The sequence below is a fragment of the Streptococcus sp. 20925_1_22 genome, assembly GCF_041431685.1.
Classification (GTDB): domain Bacteria; phylum Bacillota; class Bacilli; order Lactobacillales; family Streptococcaceae; genus Streptococcus.
In genome coordinates this window covers 128483-147313 of sequence record NZ_JAPVYE010000001.1, presented here as the reverse complement: position 1 = coordinate 147313, position 18831 = coordinate 128483, and the positions used below count along the sequence as shown (strand labels likewise).

The window sequence follows — 18831 nt, the reverse complement described above, 5'->3', positions numbered from 1 at the left end:
ACCTCAATACTCCTTCTTATTATAGCCAAAGTCCGCCAAGTCCAACTTCTTGTCCCGCCAGTTTTTCTTGACCTTGACCCAAGTTTCTAGGAAGACCTTATCCCCCAGCATAAGCTCAATATCGCGCCTAGCCATAGAACCGATTTTCTTAAGCATGGATCCGCCTTTGCCTATGATAATGCCTTTTTGGCTGTCACGCTCCACCATGATGGTCGCTCGGATATGGACCTTGTCCGTCTCCTCGTCTCGCTTCATACTGTCAACAACCACTGCGACTGAGTGGGGAATTTCTTCTCGTGTCAGCATCAAAACCTTCTCCCGAATCATCTCAGACACCAGAAAGCGCTCCGGATGGTCAGTAATCTGGTCTTCTGGGAAATACTGGAAGCCCTCCTCCAAATTCTCACTGAGGATATCAACCAGACGTGAAACATTATTACCCTGCAGGGCTGAAATCGGCACGATTTCTTTGAAATCCATCTGCTGACGGAAATCATCAATTTGCGCTAAAAGCTGATCGGGATGGACTTTATCAATCTTATTAACCACCAAAATAACTGGCACCTTAGCCGCTTTCAGGCGCTCGATAATCATGTCATCGCCCTTGCCACGCGGCTCATCAGCCGGCACCATGAAGAGGACAGTATCCACCTCACGCAAGGTGCTGTAAGCTGCTTCCACCATAAAATCACCTAGAGCCGTCTTGGGCTTATGGATTCCCGGTGTGTCGATAAAGACAATCTGCTCCTTATCCGTCGTATAAATCCCCATAATTTTATTGCGTGTGGTCTGAGCCTTATCACTCATGATGGCAATCTTTTGCCCCATAACATGATTCAAAAAGGTTGATTTCCCAACATTAGGACGTCCTAAAATAGCTACAAAACCTGATTTAAAAGTCATTATTTTACCTCTATTATTTCCATTAAAACAGCAGAAAATCGGCAGTTTCCCCCGATTTTCAAATCTTTAAAAAATCCAATCCCAAATCTTGGGAACAAAAATAATCAGTCCTGTCAAAACGGCAAAGCCAGACACGACCAGAACAGCTCCGGCTGCCATATCCTTGGCATTCTTTGCCCGCATAGAAAAGTGGTAATCGCTGGCCAGATCCACGACATTTTCAATAGCAGAATTGACAATCTCAAAGGCAATGACCAGAAAAATGCTCAAAAAGAGAAAGAGCCATTCTATCGCGGACAAGTCAAAAATCAGTCCCGCAACTATCACTGCTAAAGCCGAAAGGACATGCTTGCGCAGATTGCGCTCCTCTTTAAAGGCTGTAAAAATACCGGTTAAAGCAAATTCCAGACTCGAGACCACATCTCGGTTTTTCCATTTGCGTTTGTTATTTCCTTGTGAGTCCATAAGCAGTTAAAATTTCTTCCTGTAAACCAAACATTTCTGCTTCTTCTTCCGGCGTATAGTGATCATAGCCGTTGATATGCAGAAAACCATGCACTGCCAAAAAGCCCATCTCCCGCTCAAAGCTGTGGCCGTATTCTTCAGCCTGCTCACGCGCCTTGTCCACTGAAATGAACAGCTCGCCGATATAGGCGTCAAAATCTTCCAGCATCTCAGCTAGCTCAGGGTGGTCCAGCAAATCCTCCTCGTCAACAGCGATGTCCAGCTCAGGCTTATACTCCAAGCTAATCACATCCGTCGGCCGATCCGTATCTCTATATTCCAAGTTGAGTTCATGACTGCGCTCATTACTGACAAAAGTCACAGCCATTTCCTTATTTTCCTTGCCCGTTTTCTGGGCCGCAAACTCCAAAATTTCCTGGGTCTGTTTAAGAATCTCTTCCGAAACCTGACCCGTTTCGTCTACCATTTCGATATACATACCTTACCCGCTTTGCTAGTATTACCTTATTATATCATATTTTGGCTCACTTTAGGGAGCCGAGGGCAGGATTTTGGAAAATAGCAGAGCAGATTCGTAAATCTCTCACCGCAAAGACAAAAGCCGTTCTTTTTTATTTTGTCTCTTCTCAAAACTTTGCTTTTCACTATTTGCTATCATTGACAAAAAGAAAAGGCTGGGAAAACCCAACCTTGTCCTACAAGATGCTAATTGCCGGGATCGAACCGGCGACCTCATCCTTACCATGGATGCGCTCTGCCAACTGAGCTAAATCAGCGTACCTATCTAATATATCATGTAGATAGGTGCTTGTCAATATCCTTTCTCATTTTTTTGCAAAATAATCTTCCCTAGTCAGATAGTAATGGGCCAGCGTCACAATACGGCCTTTCTCATGTTTGTCTAGTGATGCGTAAGGCTCCTCGTGGGAATATTTCATACCAGACTTGACCATAACCCGGCCAGACGCTGGATTATCCACATCGTGCAGCGCCACAAGTTTGTTCATCCCGATTTCCTCAAAGCAAGCTTGATGACTGCGCGATTGGCCTCTGTCGTATAACCCTGATTCCAGTATTTTTTATTGATTACATAGCCGATAGCCGCCGTTTTCAAGTCCAGCCTAATCTTATGCAGGTCAATAGTCCCAATGAATTTGCAGCTTTCCTTCACTTCTATTCCCCAGCGCCCCAGAGGATTGGCCAGATAAAAGAGAGCGATATTATTGCGTGTTTCTTCCAGGCTTTTGTTAGTCTCAAAGGTATAGCGAGTATTTTCCTCATCCGAAGCGTACTCAAACATCGCTGGGGCATCTTCCAAGGTCACGGGACGCAGAATCAACCGCTCAGTTTCCAGTCTGGTATGACGAGCCAATTTGACATAGATATTTTCCATCAGGACCTCCTAGTTTTTCTTAACAGAATAGCACAATTCACTGATGAAAGCAAACCGCTCCGATTTTTTCTTGATTTTTGAAACGTTTTCCTATACAATAAAAACATCTTAAAAAAGGAGCATATTTTTATGTTAATCGGTATTCCAAAAGAAATCAAAAACAATGAAAATCGCGTCGCTCTGACACCAGCTGGTGTTCATAGTCTCGTTGGCAAAGGCCATGAAGTTCTGATTGAGACAGATGCTGGTCTGGGATCTGGCTTTGCCGATGCAGACTATGAAAAGCAAGGTGCAAAAATCGTCCCTACTGCTGCAGAAGCGTGGGCAGCTGAGCTAGTAGTCAAGGTCAAAGAACCTCTGGCAGCTGAATATGGCTTCCTCCGTGATGACCTCTTGCTCTTTACCTACCTGCACATGGCTGCCGCTCCTGAGCTAGCAGATGCTATGACCAGTGCCAAGACGACTGGTCTGGCCTATGAAACCGTCCGCGATCAAGATGGACAATTGCCACTCTTGGTACCTATGAGTGAGGTAGCTGGACGTATGGCCGTCCAAATCGGAGCCCACTTCCTAACTAAGCGTGAAGGCGGATCTGGCGTACTTCTCGGTGGTGTACCGGGCGTTCCGAAAGGGAAAGTTACCATCATCGGTGGCGGAGTTGTAGGGACCCATGCCGCTCGTATCGCTCTAGGACTGGGCGCTCAAGTGACTATTCTGGATATCAGCGCTAAGCGTCTGTCTGTCTTAGAAGATGTCTTTGGCCATCAAATCCAGACCCTCATGTCCAATCCTTTCAATATCGAAGCTAGTGTTCGAGAGGCAGATGTCGTGATTGGCGCTGTCCTCATTCCAGGTGCTAAAGCTCCGAAACTGGTGACAGACGATATGGTTAAGCAAATGCGTCCAGGCTCTGTCATTGTAGACGTAGCCGTTGACCAAGGCGGTGTCATTGAAACAGCCGACCGTGTAACGACTCACACCGAGCCTGTCTATGAAAAACATGGTGTCCTCCACTATGCAGTTGCGAATATCCCTGGTGCCGTAGCCCGCACTTCTACTATCGCCCTGACCAATGTTACCCTTCCTTATGTAGAGGCTTTGGCAGGAAAAGGATTCAAACAAGCCATTGCGAATGACGAAGGCCTGCGCCAAGGTGTCACGACTTACCAAGGTCACATCACTAGTCAGCCAGTTGCAGAAGGCCTCAACAAGGACTACACATCTATTGACGAACTCGTTTAGTTGATTATTTCAACTTTAAAACCAATCCCACAAAAAAGAGCAGAAATAAATCTGCTCTTTTCGTATGCTATTCTGTTTCTTCTACATCTAATTCACTAGCTTTAACAGGAGCTGGTTCGTAAGCTCTAATAATTTCCGCTACCACTGGATGACGAACGACATCCTTAGCTGAGAAATGCACAAAGTCGATCTGGGAGATGTTCTTTAATTTCTCCTGAGCGTCAATGAGGCCGGACTTAACATTGTGAGGCAGGTCAACCTGACTGATGTCTCCATTGACAATCATCTTGGACTGGAAGCCCAGCCGTGTCAGAAACATCTTCATCTGCATGATGGTGGTATTTTGAGCCTCATCCAGAATCACAAAGGCATCATCCAGCGTCCGCCCCCGCATATAGGCTAAGGGTGCAATCTCAATGATTTCTCGCTCCATGAGGCGCGTCGTCTGATCCTTGCCCAAAATCTGATACAAGGCATCATAGACCGGACGCAGATAAGGATCCACCTTTTCCTTAAGGTCACCAGGCAGAAAGCCCAGACTCTCACCAGCTTCCACTGCCGGCCGCGTCAAGATAATTCGCTTGACCTGCCCACGCTTGAGAGCTGTCACCGCCAAGGTCACCGCCAGAAAGGTCTTCCCTGTTCCAGCCGGCCCGATCCCAAAGACGATATCATGATTTTTAACGCTGTCTACATAGATTTTCTGACCAAGTGTCTTGACCCGAATCGGCTTACCATAGCTGTCCTTGATAATCTCTTCTTCGTAGAGTGCTACAAACTTATCAATTTCATCATTTTTGACCATGGTAATGGCTGTCACAACATCGGGAGTACCGATGGTCATGCCACGATTGACCAAGACTAACAGAGCCTGAATGACCTGTCGAGTCTCCTCGCAGGCAGCCTCCGTACCTAAAATCTGCACAATCTCAGTTCGGGCATGGATAGTTACCTGCAATTCCTGCTCCATCAAGCGCAGATGGCGTTCATTAGAACCAAAGAGATGAAAAGCATCATCTGGATGGCCCAGTTTTAATTCTACTGAATGTTCCTGCAAACAAAGAACCTCTCTATTTTATTTTTTTGAATGAATTATCTTTATTATATCAAAGGAAGCAGAAAATGACTATCCCTAGCCACTATCCACTTAATGGGCCTGATACTCTTCCCAAATAGCATCAAACTCGCCCAAGTTAAAGGAAAAATTTGCATGCTCCTCCAGAAAACGACTGACCTCATCAAAATCATACGTATGCTTGGGAAAGGCCGTATCCTGAAAAGCTAAGTCCGCCAAAATAGCCTTGGGCTCCTTGCTCTTAGGATTGCGCTCTGTCATCAGCCAGCTGTAAAAAGATTTTCTCATAGGTTCCTTTCATTTCTTTAAGATCGTATCCTTCCAGGCATAAACTCTAGATACGAGACTCTCTATCCTCACACCAACTCCGTTCCAGTCGGATCCTGCTTGATTTTACCAGCTTTCATCAGCCCACCTAGAGCTTTTTTAAACTGGCCTTTGGAAATACCAAAGGTGGCCTTGATGTCGTCTGGTGAAGACTTATCGTTTAAGGTCATAAAGCCGCCATTGCTCTCCAGGTAGGTCAGAATCATCTGGGCATCGTTTTCCAGCATTTCAAAGGAGCGAGGCTTAAGCGAGAGATTAAGGGTGCGGTCTACTTCACGGAAGCCAATCACCCGAGCATCCAAGACCTGCCCGAGACGTGGCTCTGCATAACGCTCACTCGGATGAATGAAGCCCAGCATATTATTCTCAGGCAGGTAGACAAAGGTGCCAGAAAGCTTGAGCCGATAAACGATGGCTGGCCAGTTTTGATTTTGCATGTTATTGTAGGCAGGACGGGCCAGACGCTGGAAATCCTCCTGATAAGCCAGTTGGCCCCAGATACGGTCTTTCTTATCTACTTCCAGACGGATATAAAGGCGGTCACCCTTTTTTGGCCAGAGTTCCTTGATTTCTGGCAAGATGTCAAGTGACACAACGATTTGCTTGTCCGGCAGACCAGTATCGACAAAGACGCCTAAATCCTTGCGGACCTCCGTTACTGTTCCCCAGCCAAACTGGTCTTGAGTAGCTGTAACTTCAAGAGTTGTCAGACGAAGCTTCTGCTTCATATCGCTGTAGGCAAAGCCTTTGACAGACTGCCCCAGCTCATGCGCGCCCTCTTCCTTAGAAAGAGCGTAAACCTGACCGTCCTTTTGAACAAAGTAAAAGCGATCATTTTCATCCGTGATGATACCCACGATGAAGCTGGCAAGATTTGTATTCATATAGACCTATTTTCTACCTTGCTTCTTCAAACCGGGCAAGGATTTTTGATGTTAAAACAACTCAGTCAGCCAAAGCCAACTGAGTTTTGATTCTGATAAAAATGTTAAACTTCTAAAAGTTCTTTTTCTTTATTTGCTGTCATCTCGTCGATATGTTTGACAGCATCGTCCGTTACTTTTTGAATATCCTTTTCCAAGGTCTTCAATTCATCTTCAGTGATTTCTTTAGCTTTTTCCTGCTTCTTAGCTTCATCCATAGCATCGCGGCGGATGTTACGGATGGCAACTTTAGCATTTTCACCGACCTTTTTCACTTCCTTGGCCAAATCACGACGAGTTTCCTCTGTCAGAGCTGGAATGACCAGACGAATCACAGAGCCATCGCTGGCTGGCGTAATCCCGAGGTCAGAAGCATTAAGCGCACGCTCAATGTCCTTGATAGAAGACTTGTCAAAAGGTGTTACCAAGAGAACACGCGCTTCCGGAATCGTAATTGAAGCGATTTGGTTGAGCGGAGTTTCTACTCCGTAGTATTCCACATGGATGCGGTCCAAAAGGCTGGCATTGGCACGGCCTGCACGGATGCTGCCAAATTCACGAGCCAGACTTTGGTGCGAGTGGGTCATTCTTTCTTTTGCTTTTTCTACAATTGCATTTGCCATGAGTTTCTAATCTCCGTTCTTATAAATTATTTGATACTGTTGTTCCGATTTGCTCACCGATAACAACGCGTTTGATATTGCCTGGCTCGTTCATGTTAAAGACAACCAAGTCAATATCATTGTCCATAGACAAGGTCGAAGCCGTTGAGTCCATAATCCGCAGTCCCTTGCTGATGACATCTCGGTGGGTCAGTTCATCAAACTTAACAGCGGTCTTATCCTTCTTAGGATCGGCATTGTAAACACCATCCACACCATTTTTAGCCATAAGAATCGCATCTGCTTCAATCTCTGCTGAACGTAAGGCAGCGGTTGTATCAGTTGAAAAATAAGGAGAACCAATACCTGCACCGAAAATGACGATACGGCCTTTTTCCAGATGACGAAGAGCCCGACCTCGGATATAAGGTTCAGCTACCTGCTGCATAGCAATCGCAGTCTGCACGCGCGTATCTACACCGACTTGCTGCAGCGAATCCGCCATTACCAGCGCATTCATGACAGTGCCCAACATACCAGTATAGTCGGCCTGCACGCGGTCCATGCCCGCTTCTGCTGCCGGCTCACCCCGCCAAAGGTTTCCGCCTCCGATAACCAGAGCAATCTGAACTCCCAAATCGTGAACTTCTTTAATTTCTTCCGCCATCTTCTGAACGGTTTGAATATCAATACCAACACCTTTTTCACCGGCAAGAGCTTCACCCGACAACTTAATCAAAATACGCTTATACTTAGGTTCTAACATTTTTTTACTCCTTATTTTATCTGTACTATTTTACCACATTTTGTGATTTTTATATAGTTAAATCACTGAATTTTTTCTTTTTTCCTTTTTGTAAAATAGCAGAGCAGACAAGCTCATTTCACAAAAAACCAGCCCCATCATAAGATAGGGCTGGGAAGTAAAAACTTCAATCATTTTTCACATAATTCACTCACTACTTGAGCGACTGTTTCCTTTCCCGCTTAGCTAAGAGCGGCAGGATGACACCCAGACTGATTAAGACGATTGGGGTCAAAATATTAGTCAAGAGAGAGAATTGCCAGCCAGCTGGATCTGTTGCATAGTCTACTTTGGGAACCATCCCTAAGATGCAGGCAAAGGCTGTAAAGAGGAAGCACCAAGCTCCGATGGCAAAGCCAACTTTTGGATTTTTAGTAAACTTGTACTCGGCATCCTTGTACTTCTTCCAAGCCTTGTTCAACATCATGTAGGCCAGGAATACCCAGAGATACCGCATGGGCATAACGATGGAGTTGAGGTTGGTCATCCATTTGACTAGGCCGTCAATTTCCTTGATTCCAAAGATTGGCAGAATAATCAAGAAGCTAACCAAAATCCCTGTCAGAATGTAACCGTTAATGAGGACACCTTTTGATGTTCGCTTGCGCAGCCAGCTTGGGACAAACTCTTCATCGGCATTATTGAGCATGATTTGCAGAGGTGCGTCAATAGAGAAAGCCAGTGCAGCAATCTGTCCAACCATGTTGGTCAGGGCATAAATGACTACTAGTACATTGCCCACTCCCCAGTAGTTGCCCAGCTTTTGGAAGGCTTGGTAAGCTCCATTTCGCATCAGGTCTTCAGGAATATTACTGCCATCAAAAAGCATGCCCATAGCCAGAGAGCCTAGGATAGCAGATGCACCAACCATGACAGCCATGACAATCATCCCCTTTGGAAATTCCTTGGCTGGATTGCGTGTTTGGTTAACGTAAGGCGAGATTTTCTCAGCCCCGCCGACCGCAAAGACCAAGAGGGAGATAGTCGTGAAATAAGAAAAATCAAAATTGGGAATGTAAGTGCTGAGCTTATCCATATTGGCCGTCGCAAACTGCATATCAGGTTTGATAAAAGGAGCCCCGACCGCTAAGAGGACGAAGAGGAAAGACATAATCAGCATAGCACTTCCTGCCAAGCCCCCAATCACCTTGAGTGTAGACAGCCCCTTGGTTGACAAGTAGAGAAAGGCACCAAAAATCAGCAAGCCAAGAATAACAATCCAATGAATATCAAGGCTACTCAAAAAGTCGCCATTCCCCTGAATAGCCCAGCCCAGCGGAATCAAAACTCCCTGCGGCTTCTGAGCCAGATAGGGAATGTGCACCACCCAGTAAGTCCAGGCCGCAAAATAAGCCAGCCGCTTGGTAGAGGTTTTCTCCACCCAGTCGCTGACACCGCCTCCGCTCTCCTTAAAAGTAGAGCCTAACTGTCCCACGATGAGGGCATAGGGAATAAAGTAAATAGCCAGGATAAGAATCCAAGAAACAATTACCGAAATGCCCTGCTGGGAGTAGTTATTAACTACATTTCCCAGACCCCAGACCATATTAAAAGCAATCAGAGATACCATCAGCCAAGTTAGCTGGTTCTGATCTTTTTTCATGACACCGTCTCCTTTTGTTATAAAATAAATTGATTCGATATTATTATAACATGTTTCTATGAGTTTTTAATCGCTATCAGCATTTTTATTTCAAAAAAAGAACTACCTAAAGGCAGTTCAATATAAATTCTTAAAGTGAGTTTACGTCAACCTTGATACCAACACCTTGTGTAGTAGTGATAGTCAGGTTGGTTACGTAAGTACCTTTAGCAGTAGCTGGTTTCGCTTTTTGGATTGTGTCGTTGAAAGCTTTGAAGTTTTCAACCAACTTGTCAGCTTCAAATGAAACTTTACCAATGATAGCTTGTACGTTACCTGCACGGTCTGCACGGTAAGTAATCTTACCACCTTTAGACTCTTCAACTGCTTTTGCAACGTCCATTGTTACAGTACCAGTCTTAGGGTTTGGCATCAAGTTACGAGGTCCAAGGACACGTCCAAGGCGACCTACAAGTGCCATCATATCAGGTGTAGCGATTACTACATCAAAGTCCAACCAACCGTCGTTGATTTTTGCAACGAGGTCATCTTCACCAACGAAGTCTGCACCAGCAGCTTTCGCTTCTTCTGCTTTAGCACCACGTGCGAAAACAAGAACGCGTGAAGTTTTACCAGTTCCGTTTGGCAATACCATTGCGCCACGGATTTGTTGGTCAGCTTTTTTAACGTCGATGTTCAAGTTGTAAGCAACTTCTACAGTTGCATCGAATTTTGCAAAGTTAGTTTCTTTTGCAAGTGCTACAGCTTCTTCTACGCTGTATGCTTTTGTGCTGTCGATTTTTTCAAGAGCAGCACGAAGTTGTTTGCTTTTTTTAGCCATTTTATCTTTCTCCTTGTAAGTGGTTCAATCGATTTTCATCTCCCACGTCACTCATCAATCTGATCAAGTGTAGTGCGGGCAAATGGGACGAGCGTTATTGATTAGTCAACAACAGTGAATCCCATAGAACGAGCAGTACCTTCAATCATACGCATTGCAGACTCGATGTTTGCAGCGTTCAAATCTGGCATCTTAGTTTCAGCAATTTCTTGTACTTGCGCACGAGTAACTGTTGCAACTTTCGTTTTGTTTGGCTCACCAGAACCTTTTTCAACACCTGCAGCTTTCTTCAGAAGAACAGCAGCTGGCGGAGTCTTAGTCACGAAAGTGAATGATTTGTCTTCGTATACTGAGATAACAACTGGAATAATCATACCAGCTTGATCAGCTGTACGAGCGTTGAACTCCTTAGTGAATCCCATGATGTTGATACCGGCTTGACCAAGCGCAGGACCAACTGGTGGAGCTGGAGTAGCTTTACCAGCAGGGATTTGCAATTTTACAAGTTTTTCGACTTTTTTAGCCATTTTTAAATCCTCCTTTGTGGTTTTGGCGGTAAATAAAGATTTTTACCTCCCACAAGTATGCTTTTTGCATACCTTTCTATTATACACTAAACTTTGTTAAATGCAAGGAATTTTATCTTCTTTTTTGAATTTTTTGTGGTAAAATAATCTTATGACACTATTAAAGATTGCTTCGATTTTATTTATCTTTTTAACATTGATTTTAACCACTATTACAGTGCGAGTTTTTCAATTAAGAAAATACGGTTTAAACTTTGCGGACTTGGCTTTTCCGCTTTTTGTTGTGGAATTTTATATTATTTCAGACAAGGCCTACTATCATAGCTTGCTGCCCCAGCTGACTCTGGCTCTCTCAGTTCTTGCTATCGCCATCACCATCTATTTTCTCAAGAAAAAACGGAGCTTCTACTACCCTAAGTTCTTTAAGTTCTTCTGGCGGGCCGGTTTTCTTCTGACCTTCTTCATGTACCTAGCCATGGTCATCGGACTCTTTTTGTAATAATGTAAAACAAAACCCATCGGTTATGAGATAGCTGATGGGTTTTTCATATGTGAGATTTACAAGTCCTTCTTTTGCCGTGAAAGAAGAACCTTACGATGCTCCTAGTCTTATTCATGAATCTCCAGAGGCAGGCCATCCGGATCAAAGAAGAAAGCCATCTTACGGCCGTCAAAGTCGTCATAGCGCAGCTCGGTATGAGGAATCTCCAAACGGTCAAATTCCTCTAGCGTTTCTTCGACATTTGTCACTCGGAAGGCCAGATGCCGCAGACCCGTATGCTCTGGAGCAGGCAAGGCTGGCCGCTTGGGAGCTTCTTCCTTGATAAAAATTTCCAGAATTAGATTTCCCTTGCGAACGTTAAAGAGAATGTCCTGCTTGTCTGGCCGATGGTGCTCATCCAGCTGCTCAAAGCCCAGCTTGTCCACATAAAACTCCCTAGTCTTGGCATAATCATGGCCAATGATGGCTATATGGTGAATAGTGTCTAGTTTCATACCTTCTTTTCCTTTCCTTGGCAATGTGTAAGTAGAGAAAATCTGCCGGCTGACTGCTGGCAGATTTATTTTTATCAAATGATTATCTTGCTGGCAGACTAGTGAAATTAGAATTAATTAGTCTGCAAAACTTTTCTCGGCTTGGTTCCTTCTGCTGGTCCGATAACGCCTGCCGCTTCAAGTTCTTCCATAAGACGAGTGGCTCGATTAAAGCCGACCGAGAGTCTCCGCTGGATCATTGAAGCGCTAGCTTTCTGAGTCTCGATGACCAAGGCCTTGGCTTCTTCAAAGAGAGGATCGCCTTCATCGTCGCCCCCGCCAGTATCCAAATCACTTTCAGATACTTCACCAGGATCAAAGCTATCATCATAGTCAGCTTCAGCTTGATTCTTGACGAAGGCTACGATTCGCTCTACATCTTCATCTGAGATAAAGGAGCCCTGCAGACGAACCGGATGGTTTTCATCAATTGGCTTAAAGAGCATATCCCCTCGACCCAAGAGCTTTTCTGCCCCATTTTCATCCAGAATGGTCCGACTGTCTGTCCCGCTGGAGACTGCAAAGGCAATCCGAGAAGGCACATTAGCCTTAATCAGACCGGAGATAACATCTACAGATGGCCGCTGGGTAGCCAGAATCATGTGAATCCCAGCCGCACGCGCTTTCTGCCCTAAACGGATAATGGCGTCTTCCACTTCCTTGCTGGCCACCATCATAAGGTCAGCCAGCTCGTCCACGATGACGACGATTAGAGGCAGGGGAACCTGCTTGTATTCTGACTGAGCATTGTACTCGGCTACTTTAGCATTGTAGCCAGCAATGTTACGGGCACCGACCTTGGAGAAGAGTTCATAGCGGTTTTCCATCTCATCTACAACCTTCTGGAGTGCACGGCTAGCCTTGCGAGGATTGGTCACGACTGGGATAAGCAAGTGGGGAATGTCATTATAAACGGACAGCTCCACCATCTTAGGATCCACCATCATAAACTTGACTTCATCAGGTCTGGCTTTCATGAGAATGCTGGCAATAATACCGTTGACGGCCACAGATTTTCCAGAACCAGTAGAGCCCGCTACCAAGAGATGGGGCATCTTAGCCAAGTCAAAGGAGCGGACAGAGCCGTTGACAGCCTTCCCAAGTGGGATTTCTAGGAGCTTGCTGGCATCCGTCTTCGACTGTTCCCAAAGTTCTCGGAAAGTCACGGTCGCAACTTCAGAGTTGGGCACTTCAATCCCTACTAGGGATTTCCCAGGAATCGGTGCCTCAATCCGTACATCCTTGGCAGCTAGGGCAAGAGCCAAGTCATCAGCCAGATTGGAAATCCGATTGACCCGAACACCAACAGCTGGCTTGACCTCGTACTTAGTGACGGAAGGTCCGATTTCAGCCCGCTCAACAGCAGCCTTGATCCCAAAACTAGCAAAGGTCTCTTCCAAAATCTTAATATTGTCTCGGACAATGCGTTTTTCCTTGGACTGGTTTTTAGGCTTGTCGGGCGCAAAGAGGTTGATGGTCGGCAGCTTATAGTCCAGACTTTCCTTGGCGGTAAAGTCCACTTCTACCTCTACATCCGCATCTGCCTCCTCCGTCTCTTCTTCACGACCAAAGTCCAGAGGCTCATGGGGGTCATACTCCCCCACTTCCTCATAGTCTGCCTCGTCAAAGTCCACAGCTGTATCTGACAAGTCCTCGTCATCTAAAATCTCTCCTGTTTCAGGATCGACTTCAGCTTCTTCTTGCTCTACTTCAATGGCTTGCATCGCTGCCTGTGCAGCTTTCTCTTCCTGCTCCAAGAAACGGAGCTGCCGCTTTTCTTCCTGCTTCTCTCTCCAATTTTGAAAGGCTGCCATAGCCTTTTCTGAAATGTCATAGATAGACCAAGGGCTCATGAGCAGACCGCCCAAAAGAATGAGGAGCAAGCCGAAGAAATAGGAGCCAATATTTGAAAAAAGGAAAGAGATAGGTGCGTACAGGAGAGAGCCCAGCAGGCCGCCACCCGCGAAGGAGCTGACCTTAAAAGCTGTCAAATCAGTCAAGACCCTGCCTAGAGTTGTGGATAAGACAGCTGCCCCTTCTAGCTTCAACACACTGACAAAATAAGCTTGGAAGATCAACTCCAACCCTAAAAAGAGGCTGATAAATCCTGAAACCGTCCCCTCGTGCTTGTGCAGCCACTTGAAAAAAAAGAGATAGCCAAAGCTGGCCAGAATAGCCAGATAAGCCAAGCTTCCCACCAAGAGGCGAATCATATTATAAATGGTAACCCCAAAGGCGCCCAGCTTTATAGCTGCAAACAAAAGAATAAGAGCCAGCACAAAGGTGGCAATCATTCTCTTTATTGCTTTTTGTCTTTCTAATTCTGCTTTTGTCGGCCGGCGAGTTGTCCGGCCTTTTTTCGTGTTTTTCTTAGTTGCCATAACCCTTATTATACCATATTTGAGCCATAGATGAGAAATCTTTTATCTAGATCAGAAACAAAAAACTTATTTATCCACGCAAAAAGAACTGGACTAACCAGTTCTCATTTCACTATCACAAAATTCTTATTAAGCCTCTGGCATAACCGCCCAGGCAATCAAGTAAGCCAAGACACCTGTACCTGCTGCACAGCAAAAAACAATACAAAGAATACGGACCAAGGTTGGATCTAAATCAAAGTAGTTTGCGATACCAGCACATACACCAGCGATTTTCTTGTTTTTGACATCTCTTGTCAGTCTTTTCTCCATGGAAAACACTCCTTATTATTTTTACTTTGTTTATTTTACCATAACATCTCTCAATGCACAAGTTCGCCTGCTATTAAGCTCTCTCTTTAGATAAAATTTAATTACATCAAGATGATTTGTTCACTCTACCATACTTTTAACAAGTCCAAGCAAAACTCTTGTTCTTATGTTAGAATATAGAGAAATTCTAATTAACAGTAAAAATATTTCAGAAGGAAAATAATGCGAGCCGGAGTCATTCTTTTCAATCCCGAAACCAAGCAAATACTACTCATCCACCGCTGGAAAAATGGAGAAGAGTATTTTGTGATACCGGGCGGCGGAGCCGAGTCAGGTGAGACTGCAGTCAAAGCAGCTCAGCGAGAAATTCAGGAAGAGCTGGGTTGGAGCTTGTCTGAAAAGCAGCTGCAGCCAGCCTTTACTTTCAGAAATGGCCAACGCTTAGAAATCTATTTTCATGCCGCTATCAGCCATACATCAGCCCCAGTGATTCAGGGCGAGGAAGCCCTTCGCAGTCATGCCCAGAATCTCTATCAGCCTGAATGGCTAGATATAGAAGCAATTCGCAACCTAAACTTACGGCCAGCAGGACTTAAAAATATGCTTCTGGATTGTCTGACACAGGAGGGTTTGAAAAACTAGCTTAATTGTAGTAAAATATCAGTAGTTTACAATCTAATATGAGAAAGGTCTTATATGAAAAAAATTCTTCTTATTAGCCTCTTATCAGGACTTGTCTTGGCTGGCTGCTCTGGTAAAGGTAAGAAAGAGGAGACTACTAGCTCCTCCAACTCATCCAGCAGTTCTTTGCTAGTGAGCTCTAGCTCTGACCCAGAGGAAACCAGCAAACTCCGTGAGCAATTCAAGGATGCCATGACCAACGAAAATGCCAATTTTCCGCAGCTATCTACAGAAGTTGCTGAAGATGAAGCGGAAGTCAAGTTGGTAACGACTGAAGGCGATATCCGCATCAAGCTCTTTCCAAAACAAGCCCCACTAGCCGTTGAAAACTTCCTGACCCATGCTAAGGAAGGCTACTATGACGGCGTTTTATTCCACCGCGTTATCAATGAATTTATGATTCAGACCGGAGATCCTAAAGGCAACGGCACTGGAGGCGAGTCTATCTGGAAGGGCAAAGACAAGTCTAAAGACTCTGGAAACGGCTTTAAAAATGAGTATTCTCCATATCTCTATAATATTCGTGGTGCCCTATCCATGGCTAATGCAGGCCCTGGTACCAATGGCAGTCAGTTCTTCATCAATCAAAGCAAGAAAGACTTGTCTAGCCAAATGTCTACGGATTCTTTCCCAGCTAAGATCATCGAAGCCTATAAAAACGGTGGAAATCCTACTTTAGATGGCGGAGCTTATACCGTATTCGGCCAAGTGCTGGAAGGGATGGATGTGGTGGACAAAATCGCTGCCGCAGAAACAGACGACAACGACAAGCCTAAAAAAGATATCAAGATTGAAAAAATCGAGATTATCAAGGACTATGACTTCAGCAAATAAGCTGACCGCCCAACCAATTAAGGAGGGAAATCAATATGATTATCTGGGGATATAAAGGTTATCAGAAAAACTTAGGACAGACCCAAAGCAATATCGAGTGTGCCAACTGCCACAATGTTGCACCTTGGGACATTATTGAAACCGGTCGAAAGTTTACACTCTATTGGATTCCAACCTTTCCTTACGGTAGAAAACATTACCTCACCTGCCCAGTCTGCCAGCACGGCAAGCAGATTGAAAAGCAGGAAATCGAGCAGTTTTTGAATTATTAATAAAAAGCGACTGAGACAAATCTTGTATCAGTCGTTTTTTGTAGGAGTAAAATATGAAGACTAGTTATCTTATCTTGTGAGGATTTTTAAGAATAAAGCACTGTTGCCTTGATAAAAAAGGAATTGTCTTCTTCATTAACTCTCACATAACTGTTCCTATTTCCATAAATCATTTAGCATGATACCCCTTCTTGTTCTGTTTGCGATAAACGGCTGAGCGCAAACCTGTTTTAAGACGTAGCTCTGCTCTTTTTTTCTTTCTTCTGACGTAAAGGAGAATCAAAATAAAGATCAGCACAAGAAGGATGATAGATATATAAATCCAAGGAATCACGTTCGTCTTCTTCTTGCTTGATTTGGAAATCTTCTTCTCATTCGGAACTCGGTGACCTCTAACCAACAAGCGGTGACTATTTATCCCGTAAGGGGTACAGGTAACTAGTGTGCAATAATCCTGTTCTGGGTCAACGCTCAAAGAAGAAATATCATCAGGCTCAACTGTCAAGGTCTGATCCACTTGATAGGTGATAGTCTTTCCCAAGAGATGGATCATAAATCGATCGCCGTTTTTTAATTTGTCAATGTCAGTAAACAGCTTAGCTGAAGGCAAACCTCGGTGGCCTGATATGACTGAGTGGGTCCCTTGGCCACCAACCGGCAGTGAACTTCCTGGAATATGTCCAATTGCTACTTGCAAAATAGCATCATCCGTCCCATGGTAAATGGGAAGGTTGGTTCCTAGCGTGGGAATTTCCACATAAGCCATAATGCCAGTCCCTGTAACATCTAATAGGCTATTGTAAGTCTTTTTTTCTTCCTCTGAAAGACGATAGTTAGGGACAACTCCTTTTTCAAGGGTTTGGTTATAGAACTCTGCAGCCGCTCTCATCTCATCTGCTTTACTCGTGTCAAGCTTTTCTACTTTATTCTCATAGTTTGAAATAGCTTGCGACTGATGATAAGAGTTCCAAAGTTCACTTACAGTAGGGTAAATCAACAATCCTATCCCACTGACTAAAAATAAAATTAGTAAAAAATTAATAAGGTGTTTTTTCATAACATTTATTCAGTCGCACAAGAAAGGAAAAGAGATAGTATACTTCATCTACCTCTTCCTTTCTCCCTAAGATTACTTGGAGTCTGCGCGTTTCTTGATAATAAATAGAACTCCAGCACCAAGTACAAGGCTAGTTCCGACTAGGTAAAGAATGGTCGTTCCAATTCCCCCTGTATTTGGCAGAAGAGAACCTCGCTTATTGACCACTTTCAGGGTGATTACACCAGTATTGACATTAGAATCAAATGTCGCGGTTGCTGAAGTTGCTGTCAGATTTGTCAAAGCTCCTGTGGAGTCGATTGTACCTGAAATGGTAAACTCGACATCTTTCATAGCATTGTAGCCCACTGGAACTGTACTTTCCACAAGCTTGTAGTCACCCGAATCCAGCCCCATAAAATCAAATCTGCTGTTTGATCCAGCTTCAAACTTTTTAATCTCAGTGTATTGGTTATTGATCTTCTTATAGAGAGTAAAACCTGCACCAGCAAGAGCTGCTTGGTTTTCTTTGACCTTATTCACTTCTAGCTGGTAGGTATAGACATTAGCCTTGGTTTCAGGAGTTTCAGCAGTTGAAGAATTATTTCCATTTGGATCATTTGAATAGGTCAGGCTAGCTATATTAGGATTTCCTACCCCACCCATTATAGGATAATTGTTTAAACTTGCAGTGTAGCGAACTACAATCTTACTAGATGCTGTTACTTCTTGATTACCTTTAAGATCACCAGCAGTTATCGTAATGACATTGCCTGTATAGGAAATTGGGAAAAATGTTGAAATGTCTTTTTCCGTTCCACCTTCTTTTAGATAAACTCGAGCATCATTATTATAGGTCATTCCAGCAGGAATCGTATCCTTGATTGTAAATACATATTGCGAAAATTCAGCATAGTTGCTTGGAAGAGTTGCGGTAATTTGGAAAGGAATGTTTTGTCCGATTCTATATTCAGTCGCTGCAGTATAATTTTGAGAGCCATTAGCTTGAACTTGTTTTGTAAGAGTTGGAACATCTGCTTTCACGGCTACAGTTGTATCCTTGGCCACTTGTAGCATAAATCTAGTATAGGCTTGACCACTTCTACTATCCAATGATCCCCGACTGTCCTTAATAAGATAGTAACCAGGTTTTAGTCCTGAAATGGTTGTCGTACCTTGCTGGGATTTAACATTTTTTACACCTGCACCTGATAAATATTGGTCCAATTCTTGGGCAAAGGCTTTGACCTCTGCAGAGTCATTTTGCTTACCACTCAAAGAAGCCGCTTTATCAGAAGCATCTCCAAAATGAGTTCTACCTGCTCCAGTAACCCCAGGACCCCACTCGATATTGGTCAAGGTGTTGCTAGCATCTAAAGTTCCTGAAAAAATATGATAGACTTCGTAAGTGTGACCAGTTGTTGTTCCGGTCAGTTGGATGGTGTAGGTCGTTGTATCAGCCGATACGACCGGTAGCCCTGCAAAAGTCAGGATAAAGACCAAGACGGTCATCAATAGTTGTTTTACTTTTTTCATTATAATCTCCTTTGAGGAAGGAGATGAATGAAACATTCATCACTTCCTCTAGTTCTCCT

The 18831-nt window shown here is 44.2% G+C and carries 21 protein-coding genes, 1 tRNA gene and 1 pseudogene; 5 read left to right on the top strand and 18 right to left on the bottom strand.

The annotated features are described in order from the left end of the window. Positions 1 to 3: 3 nt before the first annotated feature. The 5 genes and pseudogenes from era to O3621_RS00755 all read right to left on the bottom strand — a co-directional run bounded on the left by era (position 4) and on the right by O3621_RS00755 (position 2761). A complete protein-coding gene (gene era / locus O3621_RS00775) occupies positions 4 to 903 on the bottom strand; it encodes a GTPase Era (protein WP_002931140.1) in 900 nt (299 codons plus the stop codon). Between the two features lie 66 nt (positions 904 to 969). After that, the gene (locus O3621_RS00770) at positions 970 to 1368 is read right to left on the bottom strand and encodes a diacylglycerol kinase (protein WP_314450416.1); all 399 of its coding nucleotides are present in this window, start codon (positions 1366 to 1368) and stop codon (positions 970 to 972) included. Continuing rightward, the gene (gene ybeY, locus O3621_RS00765; RefSeq protein WP_011837247.1) at positions 1349 to 1846 is read right to left on the bottom strand and encodes an rRNA maturation RNase YbeY; all 498 of its coding nucleotides are present in this window, start codon (positions 1844 to 1846) and stop codon (positions 1349 to 1351) included. Before ybeY ends, O3621_RS00770 begins: the two co-directional genes overlap by 20 nt. Positions 1847 to 2071: 225 nt before the next feature. Next, positions 2072 to 2144 (bottom strand) — tRNA-Thr (locus O3621_RS00760). A 48-nt stretch (positions 2145 to 2192) separates the two neighbouring features. Next, positions 2193 to 2761 (bottom strand): annotated as a pseudogene (locus O3621_RS00755) (GNAT family N-acetyltransferase). Positions 2762 to 2890: 129 nt separating this feature from the next. Here O3621_RS00755 and ald point away from each other — a divergent pair. Further along, positions 2891 to 4003, top strand: a complete 1113-nt coding sequence (gene ald / locus O3621_RS00750; RefSeq protein WP_314450412.1) for an alanine dehydrogenase — start codon at positions 2891 to 2893, stop codon at positions 4001 to 4003. Between the two features lie 67 nt (positions 4004 to 4070). Here ald and O3621_RS00745 read toward each other — a convergent pair whose 3' ends face one another. The 8 genes from O3621_RS00745 to rplK form a co-directional block, all read right to left on the bottom strand. After that, complete coding sequence (locus tag O3621_RS00745; RefSeq protein ID WP_314450410.1) at positions 4071 to 5060, bottom strand: PhoH family protein; 990 nt, start codon at positions 5058 to 5060, stop codon at positions 4071 to 4073. Positions 5061 to 5150: 90 nt separating this feature from the next. Next, entirely contained in the window at positions 5151 to 5366 is a 216-nt protein-coding gene (locus O3621_RS00740; protein ID WP_371513276.1) for a YozE family protein, read from the bottom strand. 68 nt (positions 5367 to 5434) lie between these two features. Continuing rightward, positions 5435 to 6289, bottom strand: a complete 855-nt coding sequence (gene cvfB, locus O3621_RS00735) for an RNA-binding virulence regulatory protein CvfB (protein ID WP_002897151.1) — start codon at positions 6287 to 6289, stop codon at positions 5435 to 5437. 104 nt (positions 6290 to 6393) lie between these two features. Next, positions 6394 to 6951, bottom strand: a complete 558-nt coding sequence (gene frr, locus O3621_RS00730) for a ribosome recycling factor (protein WP_002894858.1) — start codon at positions 6949 to 6951, stop codon at positions 6394 to 6396. 19 nt (positions 6952 to 6970) lie between these two features. After that, the gene (gene pyrH / locus O3621_RS00725) at positions 6971 to 7696 is read right to left on the bottom strand and encodes a UMP kinase (protein WP_002897150.1); all 726 of its coding nucleotides are present in this window, start codon (positions 7694 to 7696) and stop codon (positions 6971 to 6973) included. 193 nt (positions 7697 to 7889) lie between these two features. Next, positions 7890 to 9338, bottom strand: coding sequence for an APC family permease (locus tag O3621_RS00720; protein WP_371513273.1), 1449 nt, complete (start codon positions 9336 to 9338; stop codon positions 7890 to 7892). Between the two features lie 130 nt (positions 9339 to 9468). Beyond that, positions 9469 to 10158, bottom strand: coding sequence for a 50S ribosomal protein L1 (gene rplA / locus O3621_RS00715; protein WP_002894855.1), 690 nt, complete (start codon positions 10156 to 10158; stop codon positions 9469 to 9471). A 101-nt stretch (positions 10159 to 10259) separates the two neighbouring features. Beyond that, positions 10260 to 10685, bottom strand: a complete 426-nt coding sequence (rplK, locus tag O3621_RS00710; RefSeq protein WP_002894851.1) for a 50S ribosomal protein L11 — start codon at positions 10683 to 10685, stop codon at positions 10260 to 10262. Between the two features lie 151 nt (positions 10686 to 10836). On the opposite strand from rplK, the gene O3621_RS00705 reads away from it, so the two are divergent. Continuing rightward, positions 10837 to 11184: a DUF3397 domain-containing protein gene (locus O3621_RS00705; RefSeq protein ID WP_002897148.1), complete on the top strand. Its 348-nt coding sequence runs from the start codon at positions 10837 to 10839 to the stop codon at positions 11182 to 11184. Between the two features lie 110 nt (positions 11185 to 11294). On the opposite strand, the gene O3621_RS00700 is transcribed toward O3621_RS00705, so the two are convergent. The 3 genes from O3621_RS00700 to O3621_RS00690 all read right to left on the bottom strand — a co-directional run bounded on the left by O3621_RS00700 (position 11295) and on the right by O3621_RS00690 (position 14413). Then, on the bottom strand, positions 11295 to 11681 hold the full coding sequence (locus O3621_RS00700; protein WP_111675530.1) for a VOC family protein: 387 nt from the start codon (positions 11679 to 11681) through the stop codon (positions 11295 to 11297). 113 nt (positions 11682 to 11794) lie between these two features. Beyond that, on the bottom strand, positions 11795 to 14101 hold the full coding sequence (locus O3621_RS00695) for a DNA translocase FtsK (RefSeq protein ID WP_111675529.1): 2307 nt from the start codon (positions 14099 to 14101) through the stop codon (positions 11795 to 11797). A gap of 129 nt (positions 14102 to 14230) precedes the next feature. After that, the gene (locus O3621_RS00690) at positions 14231 to 14413 is read right to left on the bottom strand and encodes a PspC domain-containing protein (RefSeq protein ID WP_111675528.1); all 183 of its coding nucleotides are present in this window, start codon (positions 14411 to 14413) and stop codon (positions 14231 to 14233) included. 222 nt (positions 14414 to 14635) lie between these two features. Here O3621_RS00690 and O3621_RS00685 point away from each other — a divergent pair, with 222 nt between their 5' ends. The 3 genes from O3621_RS00685 to O3621_RS00675 are packed head-to-tail and all read left to right on the top strand — an operon-like array spanning position 14636 to position 16200. Beyond that, positions 14636 to 15055: an NUDIX domain-containing protein gene (locus tag O3621_RS00685; RefSeq protein WP_314450355.1), complete on the top strand. Its 420-nt coding sequence runs from the start codon at positions 14636 to 14638 to the stop codon at positions 15053 to 15055. A gap of 54 nt (positions 15056 to 15109) precedes the next feature. Further along, the gene (locus O3621_RS00680; protein WP_314450357.1) at positions 15110 to 15928 is read left to right on the top strand and encodes a peptidylprolyl isomerase; all 819 of its coding nucleotides are present in this window, start codon (positions 15110 to 15112) and stop codon (positions 15926 to 15928) included. 35 nt (positions 15929 to 15963) lie between these two features. Next, positions 15964 to 16200 (top strand): zinc-ribbon domain-containing protein, encoded by a 237-nt coding sequence (locus O3621_RS00675; RefSeq protein ID WP_004192963.1) that lies wholly within the window; start codon positions 15964 to 15966, stop codon positions 16198 to 16200. 169 nt (positions 16201 to 16369) lie between these two features. On the opposite strand, the gene O3621_RS00670 is transcribed toward O3621_RS00675, so the two are convergent. Both O3621_RS00670 and O3621_RS00665 read right to left on the bottom strand, forming a co-directional pair. Next, complete coding sequence (locus O3621_RS00670) at positions 16370 to 17257, bottom strand: class C sortase (protein WP_314450360.1); 888 nt, start codon at positions 17255 to 17257, stop codon at positions 16370 to 16372. A gap of 72 nt (positions 17258 to 17329) precedes the next feature. Beyond that, on the bottom strand, positions 17330 to 18772 hold the full coding sequence (locus tag O3621_RS00665) for an isopeptide-forming domain-containing fimbrial protein (protein WP_314450361.1): 1443 nt from the start codon (positions 18770 to 18772) through the stop codon (positions 17330 to 17332). Positions 18773 to 18831 lie beyond the last annotated feature (59 nt).

Bases quoted from the DNA above. Each gene is read 5' to 3' on its own strand.
- era (WP_002931140.1), bottom strand. From the start codon at position 903: ATGACTTTTAAATCAGGTTTTGTAGCTATTTTAGGACGTCCTAATGTT.
- O3621_RS00770 (WP_314450416.1), bottom strand. From the start codon at position 1,368: ATGGACTCACAAGGAAATAACAAACGCAAATGGAAAAACCGAGATGTG.
- ybeY (WP_011837247.1), bottom strand. From the start codon at position 1,846: ATGTATATCGAAATGGTAGACGAAACGGGTCAGGTTTCGGAAGAGATT.
- ald (WP_314450412.1), top strand. From the start codon at position 2,891: ATGTTAATCGGTATTCCAAAAGAAATCAAAAACAATGAAAATCGCGTC.
- O3621_RS00740 (WP_371513276.1), bottom strand. From the start codon at position 5,366: ATGAGAAAATCTTTTTACAGCTGGCTGATGACAGAGCGCAATCCTAAG.
- cvfB (WP_002897151.1), bottom strand. From the start codon at position 6,289: ATGAATACAAATCTTGCCAGCTTCATCGTGGGTATCATCACGGATGAA.
- frr (WP_002894858.1), bottom strand. From the start codon at position 6,951: ATGGCAAATGCAATTGTAGAAAAAGCAAAAGAAAGAATGACCCACTCG.
- pyrH (WP_002897150.1), bottom strand. From the start codon at position 7,696: ATGTTAGAACCTAAGTATAAGCGTATTTTGATTAAGTTGTCGGGTGAA.
- O3621_RS00720 (WP_371513273.1), bottom strand. From the start codon at position 9,338: ATGAAAAAAGATCAGAACCAGCTAACTTGGCTGATGGTATCTCTGATT.
- rplA (WP_002894855.1), bottom strand. From the start codon at position 10,158: ATGGCTAAAAAAAGCAAACAACTTCGTGCTGCTCTTGAAAAAATCGAC.
- rplK (WP_002894851.1), bottom strand. From the start codon at position 10,685: ATGGCTAAAAAAGTCGAAAAACTTGTAAAATTGCAAATCCCTGCTGGT.
- O3621_RS00705 (WP_002897148.1), top strand. From the start codon at position 10,837: ATGACACTATTAAAGATTGCTTCGATTTTATTTATCTTTTTAACATTG.
- O3621_RS00700 (WP_111675530.1), bottom strand. From the start codon at position 11,681: ATGAAACTAGACACTATTCACCATATAGCCATCATTGGCCATGATTAT.
- O3621_RS00695 (WP_111675529.1), bottom strand. From the start codon at position 14,101: ATGGCAACTAAGAAAAACACGAAAAAAGGCCGGACAACTCGCCGGCCG.
- O3621_RS00690 (WP_111675528.1), bottom strand. From the start codon at position 14,413: ATGGAGAAAAGACTGACAAGAGATGTCAAAAACAAGAAAATCGCTGGT.
- O3621_RS00685 (WP_314450355.1), top strand. From the start codon at position 14,636: ATGCGAGCCGGAGTCATTCTTTTCAATCCCGAAACCAAGCAAATACTA.
- O3621_RS00680 (WP_314450357.1), top strand. From the start codon at position 15,110: ATGAAAAAAATTCTTCTTATTAGCCTCTTATCAGGACTTGTCTTGGCT.
- O3621_RS00675 (WP_004192963.1), top strand. From the start codon at position 15,964: ATGATTATCTGGGGATATAAAGGTTATCAGAAAAACTTAGGACAGACC.
- O3621_RS00670 (WP_314450360.1), bottom strand. From the start codon at position 17,257: ATGAAAAAACACCTTATTAATTTTTTACTAATTTTATTTTTAGTCAGT.
- O3621_RS00665 (WP_314450361.1), bottom strand. From the start codon at position 18,772: ATGAAAAAAGTAAAACAACTATTGATGACCGTCTTGGTCTTTATCCTG.